Source organism: Streptosporangium minutum (assembly GCF_002149035.1).
Lineage (GTDB): Bacteria > Actinomycetota > Actinomycetes > Streptosporangiales > Streptosporangiaceae > Streptosporangium > Streptosporangium minutum.
Genome location: NZ_NGFP01000156.1, coordinates 1 through 21,808 on the forward strand (window position 1 = coordinate 1; position 21,808 = coordinate 21,808).

Below are 21,808 nucleotides of genomic sequence, written 5' to 3' on the forward strand. Positions count from 1 at the left end.
ACCCTGCGCCAGGTCCCTGGGGCGGGAGGGGTCTCCGGGACGGAGGGGGGACGATCGCGCACGGCCGTACCTGTCCTTGTCTGATGATCGAACGCCGGGTGATCGGACGCCGGGTGATCGGACGCCGGGYGATCGGACGCCGGTGATCGAACCTCTGCTGATCGAACCTCTGGTGATCGGGCTCTGGCGATCGGACTCTGGTGATGGGGCAGGGCCCCGCCCTCCCGGGAGCGGGAGGGCGGGGCCCGCACATCAGTCGCCTGTCAGGTCAGCCGTCGGTGCAACCGGCGTGCTTGAAGCAGTGGGTCAGCCGGAGCGCCTCGGTGGCGCCCGGCTCCAGCTCCTGGAGAGCCTGCAGGTCCTCAACGTCGAAGGACATGGTCTTTACCTCCTGTGGTCGGCGGGGCCGCCTCTGATACGGCCCGCTCTTCTTTCATCGCCGTCCCGTCGCGAACGGCGAGTCTGGGGGCGTCGTCGGGCATCCACAGCCGGGGATGCCCGTGACGCAGCCGGAGGAGGAAGGCAACGACGCCCGCCGTACCTCCGAGGAAGGTGGGTGAGAAGCCCGCCTGGGCGTCGGGCACGAGCAGCCGGCCGGAACGGCCGACCGCCCTGGACTCCAGGCAGGCGGCCAGGTCCCCGGCCCACCGGCGGTAGCGGTCGTCGCCGGTGAGGTCGGCCATGTCGAGCAGGAACTCGCCGTCGCCCGGGAGCCCGTGGCACGGCACCGGCCCCGACTGCCACCGGGTGCGGTGCACGGCCGCCGCCGCCCCGCGCGCGAGGTCCAGTGCCTGCGGGTCGCCGGTGGCGTGCCAGTGCCTCACCAGGAAGGAGCCGATCCCGGAGGATCCGCTGCACCAGTACGGCCTGCGGGGACGCACCGTCCCCGGGTCGCCGCGGAGGGTCGGCCACCAGGCGGTGTCCCCGTCGACGTCCGCGTGCGCGTAGAGGGCGCGGGCGACCTCGTGCGCGGTCGCCGTCCAGTCCGGCCGGTCGAGGGCCCGGCCCGCGTGGAGCAGCGCTGTCCCGATCCCGGCGATGCCGTGCGCGAAGCCGAAGTGGTTGGCCCCGGCGAGGCCGGAGTCGAACGTCCGCGGTGTCGGCCACTGCGGGTGGCCGTCCAGGTACGACCGCGCGTCGTGCAGGTTCTGGAACGTCGTGGCGGCGCGTTCCCGCAGCGCCGGATCGCCCGAGCGCAGCGCGACGCGCAGGACCGCCATGCCGCATCCGGCCAGCCCGTGCGTCACGTCCGGGCTGGGGTGATCCGTCGGCAGCAGGCTCGCCGCCCGCACCGCGTACCGGGCCAGCCCGGCGTCGTCCAGGGCCGCCGCCGCGTCGTACAGCGCCCACACCGCTCCGGAGCGGCCGAAGTGGAGGCCGGGTCGCCAGACGTCCTCCTCCGCCAGCCGCAGCCGCAGCCGGCGGGAGAGCCCGGCGACCGCGCCGGCCGCCGCCGGTGCGGGCATGGCCAGCGTCAGGACCTCGAGGACGCCCGCCGCGCCGGCGTGCACCGAGCACGGATCCGCCTCGGGCCCGCCGGAGGCGCCGGACCACGCCGCCAGACTGCCGTCACCCGGATCCGCCGCCTCCACCAGGTACGCGATCCCGTCGTCGATCAGCCGATCGATCCGGCGGGACAGCCGGGCCCCGCCGCCGGACCACCCGGCCCCGGACCCGCCGGCGGCCGGCTCGGGCGTGAGCCCGGCGGCGCTCCGGCGCGTGGGTCCCGCGGCGCCCGGCCCGGCGGCGATCACGGAGACGACCCCGTCCGAGGCAAGCCCGGAGACGACCTCACCGGGGGTGAGTTCGGCGGCGCTCGGCCTGTGGGTGAGTTCGGCGAGGAAGCGCTCGCATCGCTCCAGCGACCAGCGGCGCTCCGGCTCCGCCGCCAGCAGGCCCTCCGCCAGTGGCCGCAGCAGGGCCAGCGTGGGGTTGGCCGCGGCCACCGCCGCGACCCGGTCGCGACCGGTCGAGACCCGGCCGGGGCCCGGCGGATCCAGGTCGGGACCCGCCCGATCCGAGTCGGGRCCCGCCCGATCCGAGTCGGAGCCCGCCCGATCCGAGTCGGGACCCGCCCGATCCGAGTCGGGGCCCGCCCGATCCGAGTCGGAGCCCGCCCGATCCGAGTCGGGGCCCGGCGGGTCCAGGTGGGCGCCGACCGCGAGGAAGTACGCCATCGCGCCGAGGCTGTAGAGGTCGGCGCCGCCGTCCGGTGCGGGCCGGGGCTCCCCGACGTGCGCCACCAGTTCCGGCGCCAGGTAGCCCGGGGTCCCGCCCACCATGACGGTGTCACCTGGCACGGCCGCGTGCTCCAGGTCGATGAGCCGGAGCCCGCCGCCGGGGAGCAGCATCACGTTGTTCGGCGAGAGGTCGCCGAACACGTGCCCCCGGCCGTGTACCGCCTTCAGCAGCTCGACCAGCCGGCCGAGGACGGGCAGGACCTCCGCCGCCCCGTTGCCGAAACCGGTCTCGCCCAGCGGACCGGCGTTCCCGTCCGACCAGCGTTGCAGCGTGATCCCCGGCACGCGCTCCTCGACGAGGAAGGCGTGGCCGCCCTGCTCGAAGAAGTCCACCACGGCCGGCACGGCCCCGGTCACCGCGAGATCCTCCAGGCGGGAGCGCTCCGCCGCCACCCGGTCCCGCGCGTCCCTGCCGCTCAGGTCGGCGCACGCGTGCGGGCGGCCCTCCTTGACGACCACCTCGCGCCCCGTCCTGGTGTCCTCGGCGAGATACACCCCGCCCCGGTTCGCGTGCCGTACGGCTTCGCGGACGACGAACCGGCCGTTCAGCATGACTGCGGCCGCTCCGGGCCGGCGGCCCGGAGCGGCCGGAGCCTCGAACGGGCAGACCGCGAACGGCGGCGGGGAGAAGCGCGGCTCCCGCGCGTCGAGGACGAGGCGGCCCTCCGGTGAGCGCAGCCGGATCTCGTAGAACCCGTCGTTGCCGAGCGTCCTGTGCCCGCGGAAGGCGCCGTAGCGGTAGTGCACGATGCCGCCCGCCCGGTAGGGGCGGTCGGAGAGGATCACGGGTCCGGGAAGGCCCCGGGTGACCTCGTCCAGCAGGGCGGCCAGGCGGACCGACTCCGCGTCGTCGCGCGGGTAGACGGTGATGAACTTCCCGGCCTGCGCGCGGCTGCAGTGCGGTTCGAGGAATTGCCAGTAGTCGTCCAGCCGGGCGGGGAACTTGAAGGCGCACCCGGCTCCGGCCAGCACCCGTGAGACGCGGGAGAGCACCACGGGGGCGGAGAGCATCGTCGCGGAGACGTGCAGCTTCCACCCCTGGTCGGGCATCGCGTACGTGTCCGGCGTGACCTTGCACCAGAGTCCGTCATCAGTGATCGACCACTCCTCGGTGCCCGCGCGCCCGAGCTCGGCGGTCACGATGTCGCAGAGGATGGCGGGGTCTCCCGAACGCGTCCTCACGTGAACCCACTCCCTGTCGTCGGGGTTCTTCCTCTCAGGACTCGAGATTGACGGAGACCTCTTGCCAATTACTGGAATTTCAATTGCTTACGAGGTGAGAGGAGGTTTATCCGGTGAGAAAAAAATCTTCACTGAATTGGTCACGCTATTATTCGCATTTATGGTCACGCCCGCTCCGGCCGTTTCACCTTCAGCCCGGCCAGGGCCCCGGCCGGCCGGCGGCGGGGGCGTCCAGGGGGCCATCCCGCCAACGGCGGGGCAGCGGCGCCGCACCCGGATCGCGCAGGTGAGCGACCGCGTCGCCGTCCATCCGGCCGACCCGATCCCACAGGCTCCCCCATCGGGGGCCGGCCCGCCGAGACCTCGCGGAAACGGCCGTACGCGGCACGTTCGACCGAGGAAGAAAATTATCATCCACACCTGAAGTAATGTCAATTATTTACATTTGTCATGAATTCGCCTTACTGTGCGGCCATAACCGATATCCGATGAGACAGGGATGCCCAGGCCCCCGAGGAGGCCCCGTGCAGAACACCCGGGCGCGCACGCCACACCGATTAGCCGTGGTCCTGACCGCGACCATGATCATCCTTCTGGGGGTGCTCGCCCAGGGTGCGAGCGCCGCTCCGGCCGATCCCCTGGCCCGCGCCTTCGCCCGCGCGGCCACCGCCCACGACGTCCCCCGCGACCTGCTCGTCGCACTCGCCTACGCCGAGACCCACCTCGACGGGCACAACGGCGCACCGAGCGCGAGCGGCGGGTACGGGATCATGCACCTGGTCGCCAACCCCACCACCCACACCCTGGAAAAAGCCGCCGAACTCACCGGGCTGCCGGTCGCGACCCTGCAGAAGGACGACGCGGCCAACATCGCCGGCGGCGCCGCCCTCCTGCGCTCCCATGCGGACGCGCTCGGACTCGACGCCGCCGCCAGGAAGGACGCCGGCCGCTGGTATCCGGCCGTGGCCGCCTACGCCAACGCCTCCACCCCCGAGGTGGCCCGGCTGTACGCCGACACCGTCTACGAGCTGCTGGGCAGGGGCCTGCGGGCTCCCGCGCGCGGCGGCGAGACCGTCACCGTCGCCCCCCGGGAGGTCGAGGCCGAGCGCGGCGCCTACGCCCGCACCCGCGACCTCAACGCCCAGCTCGCCGCCCCCGACTACCCCGACGCCGGCTGGGTGGCCGCCAGCTCCGCCAACTACACCGCCTCCAGCCGCCCCTCCGCCTACGCCATCGACCGCATCGTCATCCACGTCACCCAGGGCTCCTACGCCGGCACCATCTCCTGGTTCCAGAACCCCAGCGCGAGCGTGTCGGCCCACTACGTCGTGCGCTCCTCCGACGGCGCCGTCACCCAGATGGTCCGCGACAAGGACGTCGCCTGGCACGCCGGCAACTGGAGCTACAACACCCGCTCCGTCGGCATCGAACACGAGGGCTACGTCAGTGACGCCTCCTGGTTCACCGACGCGATGTACCGCTCCTCGGCCGCGCTGACCCGCCACATCGCCGACCGCTACGGCATCCCCAAGGACCGCGCCCACATCATCGGGCACAACCAGGTGCCGGGCGCCACGCACACCGACCCGGGTCCGAACTGGGACTGGAACAGGTACATGCAGTACGTCACCGGCGGGAGCAACCCCGCCCCCGGCAAGTACTGGGTCGACACGCATTCCGCGGCGCCGGGCCACTCCTCTCCGGGAGGGACGCGTACGGGGACCCTGAACCAGGGGACCAACTACGTCTACTGCCGCACCTGGGGCCCGAACGTCCAGGTCGGCGGCGACTACAACCACTGGTGGCTGAAGACCGACCTCGACTCGGGCAGCCCGTGGCAGAACCAGTGGGTGTCGGCGTACTACCTCGCGCGGTGGGGCAACGACGTGGCCAAGGACAACAGCGGCAACGACATCCCCAACTGCTGAGGGACCGTACCCGCGCGCACGGACCGCCGACGGCGGCGGTCCGTGCGCGCATCCGTACCCGGGACGCCGTCCACGATGCCGCCGGGCCACCGAATCGCCAGGCCACCGGGCGACAAAGCCACCAAGGTCACCGGCCATCAGGCCATCGGGCCACCAAGTCGCCGGGCCACCGGGCCGCCGGGAATAATCCACCCAGCACGACGTTAGGGGTAGTTGAAAGTTCAATGGTATTGAGGAAGGTGAGCACGATGCAGTTCGGGATCTTCACCGTGGGCGACGTCACCACAGACCCCACCACGGGCAGGACACCGAGTGAGCACGAGCGGATCAAGGCGATGGTCGCCATCGCGCTCAAGGCGGAAGAGGTCGGCCTCGACGTCTTCGCCACCGGCGAGCACCACAACCCGCCCTTCGTACCATCGTCGCCGACGACCATGCTCGGCTACATCGCCGCACGGACCGAGCGGCTCATCCTCTCCACCTCCACGACCCTGATCACCACCAACGACCCGGTCAAGATCGCCGAGGACTTCGCGATGCTGCAGCACCTGGCCGGCGGGCGCGTCGACCTGATGCTGGGCCGCGGCAACACCGGGCCGGTCTACCCCTGGTTCGGCAAGGACATCCGGCAGGGCATCCCGCTGGCCATCGAGAACTACGCGCTGCTGCACGAGCTGTGGCGCAAGGACGTGGTGGACTGGGAGGGCCGCTTCCGCACTCCCCTGCAGTCCTTCACCTCGACGCCGCGGCCGCTCGACGGCGTGCCGCCGTTCGTCTGGCACGGCTCGATCCGCAGCCCGGAGATCGCCGAACAGGCCGCCTACTACGGCGACGGCTTCTTCGCCAACAACATCTTCTGGCCCAAGGAGCACTTCATCCGCCTGGTCGAGCTGTACCGGCAGCGCTTCGCCCACTACGGGCACGGCACTCCGGAACAGGCCGTCGTCGGGCTCGGTGGCCAGGTGTTCATGCGCAAGAACTCGCAGGACGCCGTACGGGAGTTCCGCCCCTACTTCGACAACGCGCCCGTGTACGGCCACGGCCCGTCGCTGGAGGAGTTCACCGACCAGACGCCGCTCACCGTGGGCAGCCCACAGGAGGTCATCGACAAGACCCTGACCTTCCGGGACTCCTTCGGCGACTACCAGCGCCAGCTGTTCCTGATGGACCACGCCGGCCTGCCGCTGAAGACCGTGCTGGAGCAGCTCGACATCCTCGGCGAGGAGGTCGTGCCCGTGCTCCGCAGGGAGTTCGCCGCCGGACGGCCGAGCGAGGTGCCGGACGGGCCCACCCACGGAGCCCTGGTCGCCCGCCGCGACGCCGAGGCGGGCGAGGGGTCCCCCGTCCCCGCCGGCTCCCCGGCCTGACCGCTCCGCGCCCGCACCCCGCGGGGCGCTTCCCCGAAGCGCCCCGTCGCCCATGAGGCGCTCCCCGAGGCGCCCGCTTCCCCTTGATGGAGGAACAGATGAAGCCCCTGAAGCTCGTGGCCGTCTCGGCGGGCCTCAGCCAGCCCTCGTCGACCCGGCTGCTGGCCGACCGCCTGGCCGAGGCGGCCCGGCGGCACCTGGCGGAGGAGCGCGCGACCGAGGTGCGCGTGGTCGAACTGCGCGACCTGGCCACCGACATCGCCAACACCATGGTGACCGGCTTCCCCGGCGCCGCGCTACGTGAGGCGATCGAGGCGGTGACCGAGGCGGACGGCGTCATCGCCGTGACGCCGATCTTCACCGCCTCCTACAGCGGCCTGTTCAAGTCGTTCTTCGATGTGATCGACAACACCGCGCTCGCCGGAAAGCCCGTGCTCATCGCGGCGACCGGCGGCACGGCCCGGCACTCGCTCGCCCTTGAGCACGCCCTGCGCCCGCTGTTCGCCTACCTGCGCGCGATCGTCGTGCCCACCGCCGTCTACGCCGCGTCCGAGGACTGGGGCACGGGCGGGGACGGACGCACCGACGGCCTCGCCACGCGCATCTCCCGCGCGGCGGAGGAGCTGGCCGGCCTGGTGCTGCGCAGGCCGGCCGCCGCCGAGCGGATCGACGCCGTCATCCCGTTCGAGCAGCAGCTCGCCGCGCTGCGCCCCTGACCGGGGAGGGGGCGGGCGCGAGCCGGGCAGCCGAACTGTCACAGCCGCCCGCTAGTGTCCTGCGGTGAGATGCTGCACATGATCCCGGGGAGCGTACGGTGACCGTGCTCGCGAAGCCGTACCTGACGGATGTGGAAGCCTCCGTCGAGCAGCTGGTGTACGTCCGCGAAGACGAGTACACCGTCGCGCGGATGAGCTCCGAAGGCCTGGCCGGGTTCGTCGCCTCGGGCCGCGCGCTGGCCGGGGTTCAGCCCGGGGAGACGCTGCGGCTGGCCGGGGAGTGGGAGGAGCACCCGCGCCACGGCAGCCGTCTGGTGGTCCGGCGGTGCGAGCGGGTGGTCCCCTCCACGGTGCGCGCCATCACGCTGTATCTCGGCTCGGGCCTGATCCGCGGGATCGGGCCGCGGCTCGCCCACGCCATCGTCAGCCACTTCGGCGAGCGGACGCTCACGGTCATCGACACCGAGCCGGAGCGCCTCACGGAAGTCGTCAACATCGGCGCCGCGCGGCAGGCCCAGATCGTCCAGGCGTGGGCGGAGCAGAAGAAGGTCGCCGCGCTGATGGTCGTCCTGCAGGGCTTCGGGATCAGCCCGCTGCTCGCGACCAAGATCTACCAGGTGTACGGCAACGACTCGCGTGACGTCCTCACCCGCGACCCGTACCGGCTGATCGGCCAGGTCAGGGGGATCGCCTTCCACACCGCCGACCGGATCGCGCTGCGTTCGGGGGTGCCGGAGCACAGCCCGCAGCGGATCAAGGCGGCGGTCCTGGACAGGCTGGAGACGGCGGCCGCCCGCGACGGGCACTGCTTCCTGCCGCTGCCCGCCCTCCTCGCGGCGGCGGCGAGCCTGGTCGAGCAGGAGGAAGAGCTGATCCGCCGGGCGGTCGACGCGCTGCTCGCCGAGCGCCGGGTGGTCGTCGAGACGGCACCGGCCGGCCCTGGCCAGGTGGTGTACGCCAAGGAGCAGCACGGCCGCGAGGTGGCGCTGGCGGCGCATCTGGCCAGGCTCCTGCGGGCCCGCTCGACACTGCCGCTGCGCGCGTTCGAGGAGCACCAGGGACTGGACGAGGACCAGCGGGCGGCCGTGAACCTGGCGCTGACCAGCACCGTGTCCGTCCTGACCGGCGGTCCCGGCTGCGGCAAGAGCCACACGGTGAGGGTCATCGCGGCGACCGTGCGGGCGATGGGCGGCACGGTGACCCTGACCGCGCCGACGGGCAAGGCGGCCAAGCGCCTGTCGGAGCTCACCCGCCTGCCCGCGGTGACCGTGCACCGGCTGCTCGCCCAGCAGCCGGAGCGGGAGGAGGGCACGCTGTTCCAGCAGTCCCCCGCGGAGGCGGACCTGATCGTGGTGGATGAGGCGTCGATGCTGGACCTGCAGCTGGCCACCCGGCTGACGGCGGCGATCCCGGCGGGCAGCCATCTTCTGCTGGTCGGCGACAGCGACCAGCTCCCCAGCATCGGGCCCGGCAGCGTGCTGGCCGACCTGCTGCGCGTGGAGGAGGTCCCGCGTATCCGGCTGACCCGTGTCTTCCGGCAGGCGCAGGACAGCGGGATCGTCCGGGCCGCCCACCGGATCCGGGCGGGCGAGCTGCCCGCGCTGCCCGGCAGGGGCGGCTTCTGGTTCGAGGAGCTCGACGATCCGGACCAGGTGGCCGACCGGGTGGTCCACCTGGCGACGGAGGCGATCCCCCGCAAGCAGGACGTCAGCCGGGACCAGGTTCAGGTGCTGTGCCCGATGCGCAAGGGCGCGACGGGCACGGCGGAGCTCGGCCGCAGGCTGCAGGAGCGGCTGAACCCGGCGCGCGAGGGCGCGGCCGAGCACTGGTCGGGCCCGTCGGTCTTCAGGGTGGGCGACCGTGTCATGCCGATCCGCAACAATTACGACAAGGGTGTGTTCAACGGGGAGACCGCCACGGTCACGGCGGTGAACCCGCAGGACCGGCTGGTGGAGATCCGCACCGACGACGGCGAGAGCGTGGCCTACACCTTCGACGAGCTGGACGAGCTGACCCACTCCTACGCGATCAGCGTGCACCGCTCCCAGGGCAGCGAATACCCGTTCGTGGTGGCGCCGATCGTCGCCGAGGCCGGGGGTGTGATGCTGCGCCGCAGGCTGTTGTACACCCTGGTCACCAGGGCGAAGTCGTGGGTGGTCCTCGTCGGCCAGCGCGAGGCGCTGGAACTGGCCGTGCACCGGCTCGGCTACCGCAGGAACACCGGCCTGGCCCTCCGGCTCGCCCTAAGCCTGGAGAGCTGACGACGCCTCCCGGGGCGCCTCACCGCCTCATGCGACGCTGAGGCGTTCCCCCGTCCCGGCGCCGTGTGCCTCCACGGCTCCCCGCGTCCGGTCCGCCGCTCTACAGCGCCTTCAGGAACCTCGCGGCGATCGGCGCCGCCACCGCGCCGCCGGCGCCGCCGTTCTGGACGAAGACCGCGAACGCCAGCGGGCCCCGGTAGCCGATGAACCAGGCATGGGACTTCGCGCCGCCGACCTCGGCGGTGCCGGTCTTGCCGGCGGTGTCCGGGGGGAGACCGGCCTGGGCTGCCGTCCCCTGGGTGACCACGGCGCTCATCATCGTGCGGAGGCCGGCGGCCACACCGTCGTCCAGCGGCACCGGGGGCGGTGAGTCGGCCGGGGGCTCGGCGGTCATGATCGCGGGTTTCCAGACGCCGCTCGCGACCGCCGCGGCGACCTCGGCCATGCAGAGCGGGCTGGCCTGCGCCGAGTTCTGGCCGATGGCGTCGGAGCCCAGCTCGTTCAGGTCCGCGGACGGCCGGATCCGGCAGGAACTCAGGCCGGGCTTCTCCCTGAACCCGAACCGGTCGGCGGCCTCGGCGCGCAGCCGGTCGTCGCGCAGCCGCTCATAGGCGTGCTGGACGAAGGTGGTGTTGCAGGAGAGGGCGAAAGCCGTGGCGAGGGTCACGGTGCCGTGGTCGGCGCCGTCGGCGTCGGTGAAGCTCCGGGCGTTCGGGATGGTGTAGGTCGCCGGGCACGCGACCGGCGACTCCGGGGTCAGGCCGGTGCGGAGCAGCGCGGCGGCGGTCACCACCTTGAACGTCGAGCCGGGAGGGTAGAGGCCGTTGAACGCCTGCTTGGCGCCCAGCGTGTCCGCCACCGCGCGCACCTGGCGGGTCTCGACGTCGACGGCCACGATCGCGGCGGGCTGGCCGAGACCGTCCAGTGCCCGGGCCGCGGCGGCCTGCACGGGCCGGGAGATCGTGGTGCGCGTCCCCGTCCCCGTGGGCGGCGGGGGCGGGGAGGTCAGCAGCACCCGGCCCGAAGAGGTTTCCTCCAGCGACAGGAGCACCGCCGTCCCGCCCAGTCCGGTGAGATAGTCGCCCGCTCTGCTGTCGCGGGGGAAGGGCAGGCCCTCGCGGGTGAGCGTGGTCGGCCTGCGGACCTGGGTCTCCCTGAGCCGCAGGCTCCCGCCGTCCTTGAGCGAGGGGTGCAGCGTCTCGGGCGCCCAGAGCACCTTCCAGGTGCCGGCCCGCAGCCCCAGGCGCAGGACGGAGGAGAACGTCCACCGCCCCAGCCCCGTCACCTCCCGCACCCCCTGGAAGGGGACCTCGGCCGTCTCCTCGCCCTGACGGCGCAGCTCGCCGGGGTTGAGGGACAGCGACGAGACCCGCAGCTCGGCGTCGAACCGCCGGTGCCGCTCGGCGAAATCAGCCGGCGGATCGGCGACGAGGCCGTTCATGGAGGAGAGGTCACCGGTCTGCCAGGCGGCGAAGTACCTCGCGGTGGTGAGCTCCGGGCCGGCCGTCGAGGTCGGCCCGGAAGTGGGCTCGGGAGTGGGCTCGGAAGTGGGCTCGAACGTCAGGGTGAGCGGCGGTTTCCCTGTCGTCTCGTCGGAGAGACCCGGCCGCGGTGACGGCGAGGCCACCACGGCGCCCGGGGCCGTCGCCAGCCCGTACACGCCGAGGGCGACGATCGCGACCGCCGTGGCGATCAGCGCGAGGAGCCATCGACTGCGCATACCGTTCCCCCCTGAGTCCCCACGGGTGTATATCACCGGCAGGCCGGAGCGGGCCAGGCCCGAATCCAATCAGAAGGCTCCGGATCGCCACGGGGATCCGGGTTCGGCGAGCCGCAGGCCACCGGCGGCGCGTCGACCGTGTACACGGCGCTCGGCCGGCGTAGGTCTCCGCTGTACGAGAAGTACGGCGAGCCGGAAGCTCGACCCGCCCCCCGTGTCCGTGCCGGCGGGCCACGTGATGCGCTTGTCCGACCAGAACGTGACAGTGTCATCCCCCTGCCGGCGACCGACCACGCCACTCGGTGCTGACCCCGCGCAAAGGTGTACCCGATCTCACCGGCTGCGGCTTGGCCGCCGGCCGACCGTACCTCCGCTCATTCCTTGCGTGGCTCCGTCGTGGGAGCGGTCCGGCCGATCCGGCCATCGGGATGCGGTGACGGCGGGCGTCCCRAGGGATTGGCCCAGCGGGCCGTGCGGTCACCGGGAAGTCTTGTGCCAGACGAAGACCTCGGTGCTCGGCTGACGCTCGGAGAACCGGCCCGAAGGCGCGACCTCCCGCAGCAGCCGTTCGAGGTCCGCCTCGAAGTCGCCGCGTCGCGTGCCGAAAAGGTGCGGCGTAGAGGAGGACAGTGAGAACACCCATGCGAGAACATCACCACAGGTGCGTTCCAGTGCCTGTCCCCCGGGCACGACATACCGCCTCGGTCCCGAAAAGCCTGCCCGACTGAGCACGGTGGCCTCACCGCCTGGCGTTCCGTGCGGCAGTACCCCGCGGCCGGCTCGTCGGACCGCCCCCAGGTATCGCCCGACCAGATCGTTGACAGCCGCGTAGGGCACCCCCGGGTGCGGAAGACCCTCGACGGATCGCGTCTCCGTCTTCAGATCCGAGATGTGCACCAGTGCGCCGTCCGGCCGGAGCATGTCCTTGACGGTCGCCGCCACCAGATCGCGGTCCATCCAGTGAAAAGACTGGCCGAAGGTCGCGACGGTGAACGTCCCGAGACCCGCGGGCAGATCCTCGGCGCGGGCCTGGACCCACCGCGCCTTGCCGGTCACGCCTACCTCGGCGGCCCTGCGCCCGGCCTCTGCGATCATCCCGCTGTCCGGGTCCACGCCAACGATCTCACCGAACAGGTGCGCGAAGCTCAGAGCGAGGGTGCCGGGCCCGCAGCCCACATCGAGGAGACGTCCCCGGCCGTCAAGCGTCAGAGCCCCGGCGAGCATGTCCGCGAGCCCGGGCGCGTACGGGAGCCGCCCACGCCGGTAATAGGGGGCCGCTTCCAGAAACAGTGTGTCGTCCCACTCCCACCCCGCGGGCATATCCGTCTACCGTCCTCATCTCGCAGATTTCCGCCACCACGGGGATGGTTTCACGTGTGATCATGCCGTCGTGCCGGAATCGGGCATGCCCCGGAGCCGACGCCGTTTGCCGTCACCGGACCCGCCCGCGCCACCCGCCCGGCTTCAAGGGTGGCGCGGGCGAACTCCGTACGGCACAGCCTTTCCCCTCGCCCATGTGACGATCATGCCGGGATCGCGGACACCGGACCGCCGTCGTGCGGACCCCGCACGACCGGACGCCTCGGGCCCGATCCCTCTCAGCGGCCCGGGGCCCTGATCACAGGAACGCGCCGACGAGGGCGGCGAACTCCTCCGGGGAGGCGATCCGCACGCCCAGGCTCTCGGCCTTGGTCCGCTTGGAGCCCGCCTTCTCCCCCGCCACCAGCAGTGACGTCTTCGCCGACACCCCGGAGGAGGCCCTGCCTCCGGCGCGTTCGATCAGCTCGTTCACCTGGTTGCGGGTCAATGCCTCCAGCGCCCCGCTCATCGCGCCGGTGACCACGACCGACATCCCGGCCAGCGGCAGCTCGGACGTGTCACCCGGTTCGGCACCGGATCCGGCACCGGGGTCGGCGGGTGGCGTCCACCCCGGCTCGGTCATGGTCACCCCGGCCTTGACCAGCTTGTCGATGAGGTCGGTGAGCTCGACCAGCTCGGCCACCACCCCCGGCGCCTTCTTCGGGCCGATGCCCTCCACCGCCTCGATCGCCTCGGCGTCGGCCGCGCGGATGGCGTCCATGCTGCCGAAGTGCCGGGCGATGCGGCGGCTCATCGAGCGTCCGGTGCCGCGCACCCCGAGCGCGCAGAACACCCGGCTGAGCGGCTGGGCCTTGGCCCGCTCGATGGCGGCCAGCAGGTTGTCGGTGCTGGTCTCGCCCATCCGCTCCAGGCCCAGCACCTGCTCGCGGGTCAGATAGAACAGGTCGGCGAAGTCGGCGATCAGCCCGGCGTCCAGCATCTGCTGAATGCGGCTCTCGGCCAGGCCCTCGATGTCGAGCTGGTCGCGGCCGGCGGCGTAGCCGATGGAGGCGATCACCCGGCAGGCGCGCCCGCGAACGCACCGCCACCGCTCCTGGGAGGCGTCGATCGCGTCACCGCAGGTCGGGCAGACCTGCGGGATCGCGATCGGCTGCTCGTCGCCGGTGCGCAGGTGCACCACCGGTGCCTCGACCCGGGGGATCACGTCGCCGGCCTTGTAGACGACCACGCTGTCGCCGAGCATCAGGCCCCGGCGAGTGATGTCGGCGACATTGTGCAAGGTGGCGTAGGTGACGATGCTGCCGTCGAGCTCGACAGGCTCCAGCACCGCACGCGGGGCGATGATGCCGCTGCGGCCGGTGTTCCACTCGACGCCGACCAGCTTGGTGATCTTCTCTGTGGCGGGCAGCTTGTAGGCGATCGCCCAGCGGGGCGCGCGCGAGCTGAACCCGGCCTGCGCCTGGTCGGCGGCGAGATCGCACTTGATCACGATGCCGTCGATGCCGAAGGGCAGCTCGGCCCGCTTGGCGGCGATCTGCTCGACCCGCTCCTGGACCTGCTCCAAGGTGGTGGCCACGATGCCGCCGACGTCGGTGACGGCGGGGGTCCGCACGCCCTGCCCGGCCACCCACGCCATGACCTCGCTGTGCGGCAGCTCGCGCAGCCGCACGGCCAGTTCGGAGGTGTCGTCGGGGTACGGCAGCGCGCCGTAGCCGAAGAACGTCAGCTCGCACACGTAGGGCCGGTCCTGGGCGCGCAGCGTACCGGCGGCGGCGCTGCGCGGATTGGCGAACGTGGTGCCGTCGTGCGCCTGGCGCTTGGCACAGGCGTCCTCGAACTGCGACGCGGTCATCATCACCTCGCCGCGCAGCTCCACCGTGACGGGCTCGGCCAGTCTGGCGGGCAGCCCCACGATGGCGCCGATCGCATGGCTCACATCCTCACCCGCCGTACCGTCGCCCCGTGTCACGACCTGCACCAGCCTGCCCGCACGGTAGCGGGCCGAGATCGCCAGGCCGTCGAGCTTCGGTTCCACGCTCCACTCCGTGACCGGCCGGCCCAGCCTGCGCTCCAGCGACGCGGCCCAGTCGGCCAGCTGCTCGGCGCCGAAGACGTTGTCCAGGCTCAGCATCGGAACGGTGTGCGGGACGTCGCCGACCACCGCGCCACCGGCCACCTTGCCCGTCGGCGAGGTCGGCAGCACCTCGCCGGGGTGCTCGACCTCATACGCCTGGATGCCCCGGACCAACCGGTCGTAGGAGTCGTCGTCCAGCGTGGACGTGCCGTCCCCGTAATAGGCGGCGGCGGCGTCCAGAGCGAGCTGAACGGCTTCGGCATAGGCAGTCTGATCAGCGAGAAGAGTGCTGGGGGGTGCGTCGGTCATGATCCCATCATCTCGCCCGGCACCGACAATTTCGGCCCGCGGAACGCGACCCCGAGCCGGGTGAGACAGGGGGCGATAGTTGGCCCCTGGAAGCGATAGTTGGCCCCATGCGGAGCGGCAGGACGTGAGGGGATGCGGCCCCCAGTTATAGATGGCGGTTCCCAGGTCTTGTTGGCGGCTGGGTAGGGACGTGCAGAGCTTCCGGCGTTCGTGGGAGCCTTGGAGGCATGGGGACAGCTGAACACGAACAGTCCCTCGCCGCGTTCCTGAGGACTGTGAACGTCGGCGACGTCCTCACTGGGACCGTCGCGGAGGTTACGCGATCGCAGACGACCGTGCTCCTCGACGCCTTCACCAGTGATCCAGTCGGTAGCATCAGCTGACTCGATCTCTCCTGGCGGTCTTTTGGGCGACCGGCTGCTGAAATCCTTGACGTCGGTGCCAAGGTCTCTTCCGAGGTGATCGCCGTTGACCTCCAAGAGAGGCGGGTTCGGCTCTCGCGGTCCGCGACTGAGACCCACAACTGTGGGCATATCTGAAGGCGCTGCGTCCGGGACAGCGGCTGTCCGGCACCGTGGCGGCCATCGAACGCTTCGGCGTCTTCGTCGATCTAGACGACGGACCCGACCATCCTGTCTTCCCGGGCGTCGGCTTCATCACCATGCCCGAGCTGTCCTGGCGCCGCTTCGAGGACCCATCCGAGGTCGTCTCCGTGGGAGAGCGCATCAGCTGCGAAGTTCTCACCTTCGACACCCACAACGGCGAAGCCCGCGTATCACTGCGCGCCACTCAACCCGACCCGTTCCAGCAGTTCGCGCGCGGCGTTCACGTGGGGCAGATCCTGTACGGCCCGGTCACCAAAGTGGTGCCGTTCGGCGCCTTCGTCCGCGTGGCAGACGACGCCGAAGGCCTGGTCCACCTCAGCGAACTCACCGCCCTACCCGTCGCGGCCGCACTCGACGCGGTTCAGATCGGCGACGAGGTCACCGTGATCGTCATCGAGATCGACCCGCTGCGGCGTCGGCTCGCCCTATCTCGCCGTCAGGCCGCCATGAAGACCTGGGACCTCCCGCCAACTAAACCTGGGAATCCTGGCGATCCCGCAGGCTGATCTCTCTCCAGCCGCCGTCTCTAGGGGGTCCCGGTAGTAATCGCGGAATATCCAACGGATGTGTCCCTGACCTGCCCTGATGTGAGGGCGCCGCAGGACTGGTGTGTCCGCTGGTAGATGCGGTGGGCCGGGCCGAGGATGCCGCTGACCTTGCCCGAGGGCTCCACGTCGATGCCGGCCAGCGATATCCGTTGGATTTTCGCCGATTACTCAGGACCCCTCTATGCCGTGTCCTTCTGCATGGCGTGCCACCTGCTCAGCCGCTGAGAGGCTTGTCAAAAGGCGGCTGGGACCCCGGGGACGACCAGGTGCATCACGTTCTGTGGATGGTAGGCGGCGAGCTGCCTCACTTGGCCGGTCTCCACGTTCACCGCGTAGGTAATCTGACGGTGCTCATTCCAACGGTCCGACGGGAGGGCGGCGAGCGTGACCTCGGCCGCGCTCAGCCAGACGCCGGGGGTGAGCGTGGAGCTGCCCTTCGGCAGGCCGCGCATGGTCACCGTCTTCTTGACTTTGCCGGTCCTGGCATCCAACACGGTGATCGTGTCGTCATGCGAGTCCAGGGACTGGCCACGCCGCAGCGCGGCCACTGCGGCGCCGTTGGGGGCAAGCGCGCTGAAGCGTGTGTAGGTCTCGTCCACCGTGATGGGTGAACCGCCCCCTGCCAGAGGCATCACCCAGATCCCTGGCTTCTCCCCGTACCTCCCGTACCGGGCCAAGGTCACGGTCGTGCCGTTGATGCTCCTGAGATCCCACCCGACGGGCAGGGGTGTCGTGGTTCTCGCTCGCATATCGATGAGCAGGCCGTCCTCCTTTCTCGACGGATAGCCGGTGAAAGCGAGGTACCGTCCGTCGTCGGAGAGCTCCAGGTGCGCGTTGCGGCCCAGCTCCGCTTCGGCTATGGCGACGGGGGCGGTTTGCTCGGTGCCGCTCGCCAGGTCTCGTACTTTGAACGTCTTGGCAGACTGGTTGTAGTAGGCGATGATGCGCCCGTCGCGGCTGATCGCCAGGGGGTAGAACTTCGGTCCGCTTTTCGTGCTCAGTGTGCCCAGTGCCTGCGGCAGGTGGTACGTCTCGCCGGAGAGGGCAACCACGCGCCACTTGCCGTTCCTGCAGTCGGGCGGGATGGGGCCACTGATGAGGCAGAAGGTCCGGTAGGCGTGGCTGAGCGGCCCGACACCCCGGCTGGGCAGATCGGCGATCTTACCGGTCTGCACCGCGACCACGGCTTTGTCGGCCATCAACGGCCCGGTGCCGGGAAATACGTCCAGTACGACGCCGGCGAGCACCGCCAGCCCGATCACGGCAGCCGACCCGGCGGCCATACGGGTCTTCCGCCTGCGCCGGCTGCTCGTGATCGCCCAGTCGGCCAGGTTGAGGGTCGGGGCGTCGGCCGCCGCATTGTCCAACGCCTCGCGCAGCCTGCTCATCGGCGCACCTCCTCGATCTCGGCGAACAACTGGGACAGCTCGGGCGCGAGCGTGCGCAGGCGGCCGAGCGCGTGGTGGGTCTGGCTCTTGACCGTGCCGAGCGAACAGCCGAGGATCTCAGCGGTCTCCCGCTCGCTGAGATCCTCGTAGAAGCGCAGGACGATCACAGCGCGCTGCCGGGGCGTCAACCTGGCAAGCGCCTGACGCAAGATGATGCGATCGATCGTGGCGTCGTCGTGAGCGTGCCCGCGCTCTGGCGGGTCGGTGTTGGGCAACTCCAACTGTTTGCGCCGCCGCCAGGAGATGTACTGGTTGATCATGGCCTTGCGCGTGTACGCCTCGGGGGTGCCGTGCCGCACCAGTCTGGGCCAATGGTTGGCGACCTTGAGCAGGACGCTCTGCAACAGGTCCTCGGCTAGGTGTGCGTCTCCCGTGAGCAGGTACGCACTCCGTGTCAGCGCCTGCTGACGGGCGAGCACGAACTCGCGAAAGCCGTCATAACGATTCAAGGTAGATGATCTCCTCTCATCGGTTCTCACGCCCGCGAGAGGCAGAAAGGTTGGAACTCTGGCCCAGAGAGAAGCGCTGGCGACCCCTAAAGCGTTCCCGTGCGGCCGACTGCCCCCCACGTTGAGGTCCTGGTAGTAATCGTCGAAAATCCAACGGACATCGCTGACCGGCGTCGACGTGGAGCCCTCGGGCAAGGTCAGCGGCATCCTCGGCCCAGCCCACCGCATCTACCAACGGACACACCAGTCCTACGGCGCCCTCACATCAGAGCAGGTCAGGGACATATCCGTTGGATATTCCGCGATTACTACCGGGACCCTTATAGCTGGTGGTCGCAGAGGACGGTTCGCGAGTTGGTGTCCGTTGCGCCGTTGGAGTTGGGTGAGGCGAGCTGTGTTAGGGCCTGTTCTGGGTTCGGATCATAAGGTTGTGCTGCGCGGTGTCGTCCGGCCCTGATAGGCGAAGGGGTATGACGCGTGGTGACCTCACCGATGATGAGTGGACCTTGGTCGAGCCGTATCTGCCGCTGGGTGAGCGGGGCCGATCCCGGATCTGCGGCGGCAGTTCAACGCCGTGATGTGGCATTTCCGCGTCGGCGGTCCGTGGCGGGACCTGCCAGGCGAGTACGGCTCATGGTCCACGGTCTATGACCGTTTCCGTTCGTGGGCGGTCGCGGGCGTCTTGCAGAACCTGATGGAGGCCATGATCGGTGAGGCCGCCGCCCGCGGACAGGCGGACCTCGACCTGGTCAGCGTGGACTCCACGACGGCTCGCGCCCACCATCACGCCGCGGGGATGGCACTGGATCCGGCGCTGCTGCAGGAGTTGGAGAAGGCCGCCGAGGAGGAAAAGGGGGTCCGCGAAAGGGGCAAAAAGCCCAAAGCGCGGAGCTGAGCGAGAACGGGGAAGACCACCACGCCGGACGCCGGCGGCTGGGGCGACGGCGCCGGGCGCGACTGAAAGCAGCCGAGCTGGGCCGCTCCCGGGGTGGACTGACCAGCAAGGTACACCTGTCGGCCGACCGGCGCTGCCGTCCGCTGTCGTTCCTGCTCACCCCCGGCCAAGCCGCCGACAGTCCTCGTTTCGTCGCCGTTCTGGCCGGCATCAAAGTCCGCCTCCGGCTCGGCCGGCCCCGCACCCGGCCCGGCGCGGTGGCCGCGGACAAGGCCTACTCCTGTCGCGCCAACCGCCTCTACCTGCGTCGGCGCGGTATCCGAGCGGTCATCCCGGAGAAGACCGACCAGGCGGCCAACCGCAAGAAGCGAGGCTCACGCGGAGGCCGCCCCGTCGGCCACGACGCGGCGCTGTACAAGGAACGCAACACCGCCGAGCGCTGCATCAACCCGATGAAGGAGTGGCGGGGGCTGGCCTTCCGCTTCGATAAGACCCCGGAAAGCTACCTCGCCGGGCTCTACATGCGAGGCGCCATCCTATGGATCCGAAGCCTTGACCCCGCCTAAAGATCCGAACTCAGAACAGGCCCTAGATCCGGCGAAGCCTTCAGCAGATCGTCCACATGCACGTAGAGTGCAGTTGCGAGGGTGTCTATCTCGGTCGTCACAAACTGAGCGTGGACACCCTCGTGCTATCTCCGCGGCCATGTCTCTGTGCCGCTACCCCTTGGACTCAATCGTCTAGGGGACGAAAACGATGCGGTCTTCGGTCTCGGCGGTCCACGCCTGCGTGACCTGGGCGAGGGGTACGGCGCGGGCCCGTACGTCGATCGCGCCCGCGGCCACCGCTGAGGCCAGCTCCGGCAGCTCGGCGAGGAAGTCCCGGGCGGGGACCGAGCCGATGCCGCTGCCGACGATCTGCAGGCGGGCGGAGCGCAGTGCCGCGGAGGGGATCGGCGCGGTCTGGCCGGCGACGGATCCGATCTGGATCCAGGCCAGCGGGGCGGTGCGGTCGGCGCGGGCGGTGAGCATCGGGATCATGGCGCCGGCGGCGGATTCACCCCACACGTAGTCGATGACCACGTCGACGTCGGCTGCGTGGCCGATCTGGTCGAGGGTGATCGTCTCGTCGGCGCCGAGCGCGGTCAGCGCCCTCAGGCGGGTGGTGTCGCGGCCGGCGGCGATGACCTGGGCGGCGCCGAACAGTTTGGCGATCTGGACCGCCATCCGTCCGGCGTTGCCGGTGGCGCCGAGGACGAGGACGCGCTGACCGGCCTGGAAGTCGACGCGTCGGCGCAGCGCGACCCAGGACGACATGGCCGGGTTCATCGCGGCGGCGATCCGCACGGGGTCGATGCCGTCGGGCAGGATCACGCTGCGGCGAGGGTCGATGAGGGTGCGGTCGGCGAACGTCCCCAGAGCCGTGTCGTCCAGGACCACGTAGCGGACGTTGCCCTCCTTGTCGCGTACTACGCCGTCGACGCCGGGGACGAGCGGGTACACGCCGTTGCTGGAGTAGTGCGAGCCGTTCGCCTTTGCCCTGGTCAGATGGTGCAGGCCGGCCGCGAGGACCTCAACGACCATCTCGTCGCCGTGGCATTCCGCGGGGTCGGGGTGGTCGCGATAGACCGGCGGGGCGTCGACTGCCGGGATGACGGCAGCGTGCATGGTGGCCTCCTGAAGGTGGTTTGCTTTACCAACTACCTCCATAATGGTTGGGAATACAAACCATGTCAATGCGATGCGACATGGTTGACGCCGCATCGCATTGCGTAATGTCACCATCGCGCTCGGGAGCGCATGGGGCCGTGCGCGACGACCAGCGCAACCGCGGTGGTGCCCGGCTCACGGCGGAACAGCCGGGCCAGATGACGTTCGCCGACCGCGGCACGGGCCGCCATGACGGCGAGGCCGTCTTCTCCTGAACGTGACCCCAGCCCCGAAGTAGCTCTGGAGTAGATCACAGTTGCGGTTCGTGATCGTCACGAGTCGGGCATGCCGTCCGGTAGCAGTGCTGCGGCCTTCGATGGTGTTCTCAATCTCGGGGATCGTTCGACGAGTGGCGGTGTGCTGATGCGTCGGGAATGGGAGCCGGAAGAGCTGATCGCAGTGTGGACGTCGCTGGATGACGACTGGGCGTTGGTGTCGAATGAGTAGGACGCGGCTGGGCTTCGGCCTGATGCTGAAGTTCTTCGAACTGAGGCGCGTTTTCCTCGGCATGGCAGGGAGTTCCCCAAGGCCGCGGTGGACTACGTGGCTGGGCAGGTGAAGGTCGAGCCAGGCCTGCTGACCGACTACCAGTGGACGGGCAGCACGATCGAGTACCACCGCTCCCAGATCCGCAAGGCGCTGGGATTTCACAAGTCGACCCGGGCCGATGAGGAGGCGTTGATCGAGTGGCTGGCCCGTGACATCTGCCCGATAGTGCTGACGGATGAGGAGATGCGGGCGGCGATGCTGTCGCGTTGCCGGAACGTCAGCTTCTCGGCCGTAAACGACCGAGCTTGCAGCTCCTCGCCGTCGGTGGCTTCGACGGTTTGGTCCGCGTCAGGCAGCGTGACTCACTGCCCAGCTTGTGACACCGCGTGCGGCGATGTTACGAGCTGCGTTGACGTCGGCGTGCTCAGCGAAGCCGCACGACGTACAGAGAAAGGTTTCCTGGTCGGGCCGGTTCTTCTTGTCCACGTGCCCGCAGGCCGAGCAGCCTTGCGAGGTGTAGGCCGGGTCCACGTAGACCACGGCGACAC

13 protein-coding genes and 1 pseudogene are annotated in these 21,808 nt (G+C 70.5%); 7 read left to right on the forward strand and 7 right to left on the reverse strand.

The window, feature by feature from the left end; translation table 11 throughout:
- Window positions 1–362 precede the first annotated feature (362 nt).
- A complete protein-coding gene (locus CA984_RS28315) occupies window positions 363–3,422 on the reverse strand; it encodes a class III lanthionine synthetase LanKC N-terminal domain-containing protein (RefSeq protein WP_086576577.1) in 3,060 nt (1,019 codons plus the stop codon).
- 524 nt (window positions 3,423–3,946) lie between these two features.
- Here CA984_RS28315 and CA984_RS48850 point away from each other — a divergent pair.
- The 4 genes from CA984_RS48850 to recD2 all read left to right on the forward strand — a co-directional run bounded on the left by CA984_RS48850 (window position 3,947) and on the right by recD2 (window position 9,694).
- A complete protein-coding gene (locus CA984_RS48850; RefSeq protein WP_086576578.1) occupies window positions 3,947–5,350 on the forward strand; it encodes an N-acetylmuramoyl-L-alanine amidase in 1,404 nt (467 codons plus the stop codon).
- 248 nt (window positions 5,351–5,598) lie between these two features.
- Window positions 5,599–6,717, forward strand: a complete 1,119-nt coding sequence (locus tag CA984_RS28325; protein ID WP_086576579.1) for an LLM class flavin-dependent oxidoreductase — start codon at window positions 5,599–5,601, stop codon at window positions 6,715–6,717.
- A 98-nt stretch (window positions 6,718–6,815) separates the two neighbouring features.
- Entirely contained in the window at window positions 6,816–7,433 is a 618-nt protein-coding gene (locus tag CA984_RS28330; protein WP_086576587.1) for an FMN reductase, read from the forward strand.
- Between the two features lie 98 nt (window positions 7,434–7,531).
- Window positions 7,532–9,694, forward strand: a complete 2,163-nt coding sequence (gene recD2, locus CA984_RS28335; protein WP_086576580.1) for an SF1B family DNA helicase RecD2 — start codon at window positions 7,532–7,534, stop codon at window positions 9,692–9,694.
- 100 nt (window positions 9,695–9,794) lie between these two features.
- On the opposite strand, the gene CA984_RS28340 is transcribed toward recD2, so the two are convergent.
- The 3 genes from CA984_RS28340 to ligA all read right to left on the reverse strand — a co-directional run bounded on the left by CA984_RS28340 (window position 9,795) and on the right by ligA (window position 15,117).
- The gene (locus CA984_RS28340) at window positions 9,795–11,414 is read right to left on the reverse strand and encodes a penicillin-binding transpeptidase domain-containing protein (RefSeq protein WP_086576581.1); all 1,620 of its coding nucleotides are present in this window, start codon (window positions 11,412–11,414) and stop codon (window positions 9,795–9,797) included.
- A 477-nt stretch (window positions 11,415–11,891) separates the two neighbouring features.
- On the reverse strand, window positions 11,892–12,734 hold the full coding sequence (locus tag CA984_RS28345; protein ID WP_086576582.1) for a class I SAM-dependent methyltransferase: 843 nt from the start codon (window positions 12,732–12,734) through the stop codon (window positions 11,892–11,894).
- Between the two features lie 298 nt (window positions 12,735–13,032).
- On the reverse strand, window positions 13,033–15,117 hold the full coding sequence (gene ligA, locus CA984_RS28350) for an NAD-dependent DNA ligase LigA (protein ID WP_086576583.1): 2,085 nt from the start codon (window positions 15,115–15,117) through the stop codon (window positions 13,033–13,035).
- A gap of 574 nt (window positions 15,118–15,691) precedes the next feature.
- Here ligA and CA984_RS48210 point away from each other — a divergent pair.
- Complete coding sequence (locus CA984_RS48210) at window positions 15,692–16,228, forward strand: S1 RNA-binding domain-containing protein (protein WP_242676222.1); 537 nt, start codon at window positions 15,692–15,694, stop codon at window positions 16,226–16,228.
- Between the two features lie 275 nt (window positions 16,229–16,503).
- Here the strand turns inward: CA984_RS48210 and CA984_RS28360 are convergent, their stop codons facing one another.
- Complete coding sequence (locus tag CA984_RS28360) at window positions 16,504–17,658, reverse strand: hypothetical protein (RefSeq protein WP_086576584.1); 1,155 nt, start codon at window positions 17,656–17,658, stop codon at window positions 16,504–16,506.
- On the reverse strand, window positions 17,655–18,167 hold the full coding sequence (locus tag CA984_RS28365; RefSeq protein ID WP_086576585.1) for a SigE family RNA polymerase sigma factor: 513 nt from the start codon (window positions 18,165–18,167) through the stop codon (window positions 17,655–17,657). The genes CA984_RS28360 and CA984_RS28365 overlap by 4 nt, the downstream gene beginning before the upstream one ends.
- 470 nt (window positions 18,168–18,637) lie before the next feature.
- Between CA984_RS28365 and CA984_RS28370 the strand changes: the two are divergent.
- Window positions 18,638–19,628 (forward strand): annotated as a pseudogene (locus CA984_RS28370) (IS5 family transposase).
- 174 nt (window positions 19,629–19,802) lie between these two features.
- Here CA984_RS28370 and CA984_RS28375 read toward each other — a convergent pair.
- Window positions 19,803–20,729, reverse strand: coding sequence for a quinone oxidoreductase family protein (locus CA984_RS28375; RefSeq protein WP_086576586.1), 927 nt, complete (start codon window positions 20,727–20,729; stop codon window positions 19,803–19,805).
- A gap of 576 nt (window positions 20,730–21,305) precedes the next feature.
- On the opposite strand from CA984_RS28375, the gene CA984_RS49355 reads away from it, so the two are divergent.
- Window positions 21,306–21,808: DUF4158 domain-containing protein (locus CA984_RS49355; RefSeq protein ID WP_423229330.1), on the forward strand; the 503-nt coding region annotated here is incomplete at its 3' end.

Excerpts from the sequence above, each read along its gene's own strand:
- CA984_RS28360 (WP_086576584.1), bottom strand. The coding sequence starts at position 17,658 with ATGAGCAGGCTGCGCGAGGCGTTGGACAATGCGGCGGCCGACGCCCCG.
- CA984_RS28345 (WP_086576582.1), bottom strand. The coding sequence starts at position 12,734 with ATGCCCGCGGGGTGGGAGTGGGACGACACACTGTTTCTGGAAGCGGCC.
- ligA (WP_086576583.1), bottom strand. The coding sequence starts at position 15,117 with ATGACCGACGCACCCCCCAGCACTCTTCTCGCTGATCAGACTGCCTAT.
- CA984_RS28330 (WP_086576587.1), top strand. The coding sequence starts at position 6,816 with ATGAAGCCCCTGAAGCTCGTGGCCGTCTCGGCGGGCCTCAGCCAGCCC.
- CA984_RS28325 (WP_086576579.1), top strand. The coding sequence starts at position 5,599 with ATGCAGTTCGGGATCTTCACCGTGGGCGACGTCACCACAGACCCCACC.
- CA984_RS28375 (WP_086576586.1), bottom strand. The coding sequence starts at position 20,729 with ATGCACGCTGCCGTCATCCCGGCAGTCGACGCCCCGCCGGTCTATCGC.
- CA984_RS28340 (WP_086576581.1), bottom strand. The coding sequence starts at position 11,414 with ATGCGCAGTCGATGGCTCCTCGCGCTGATCGCCACGGCGGTCGCGATC.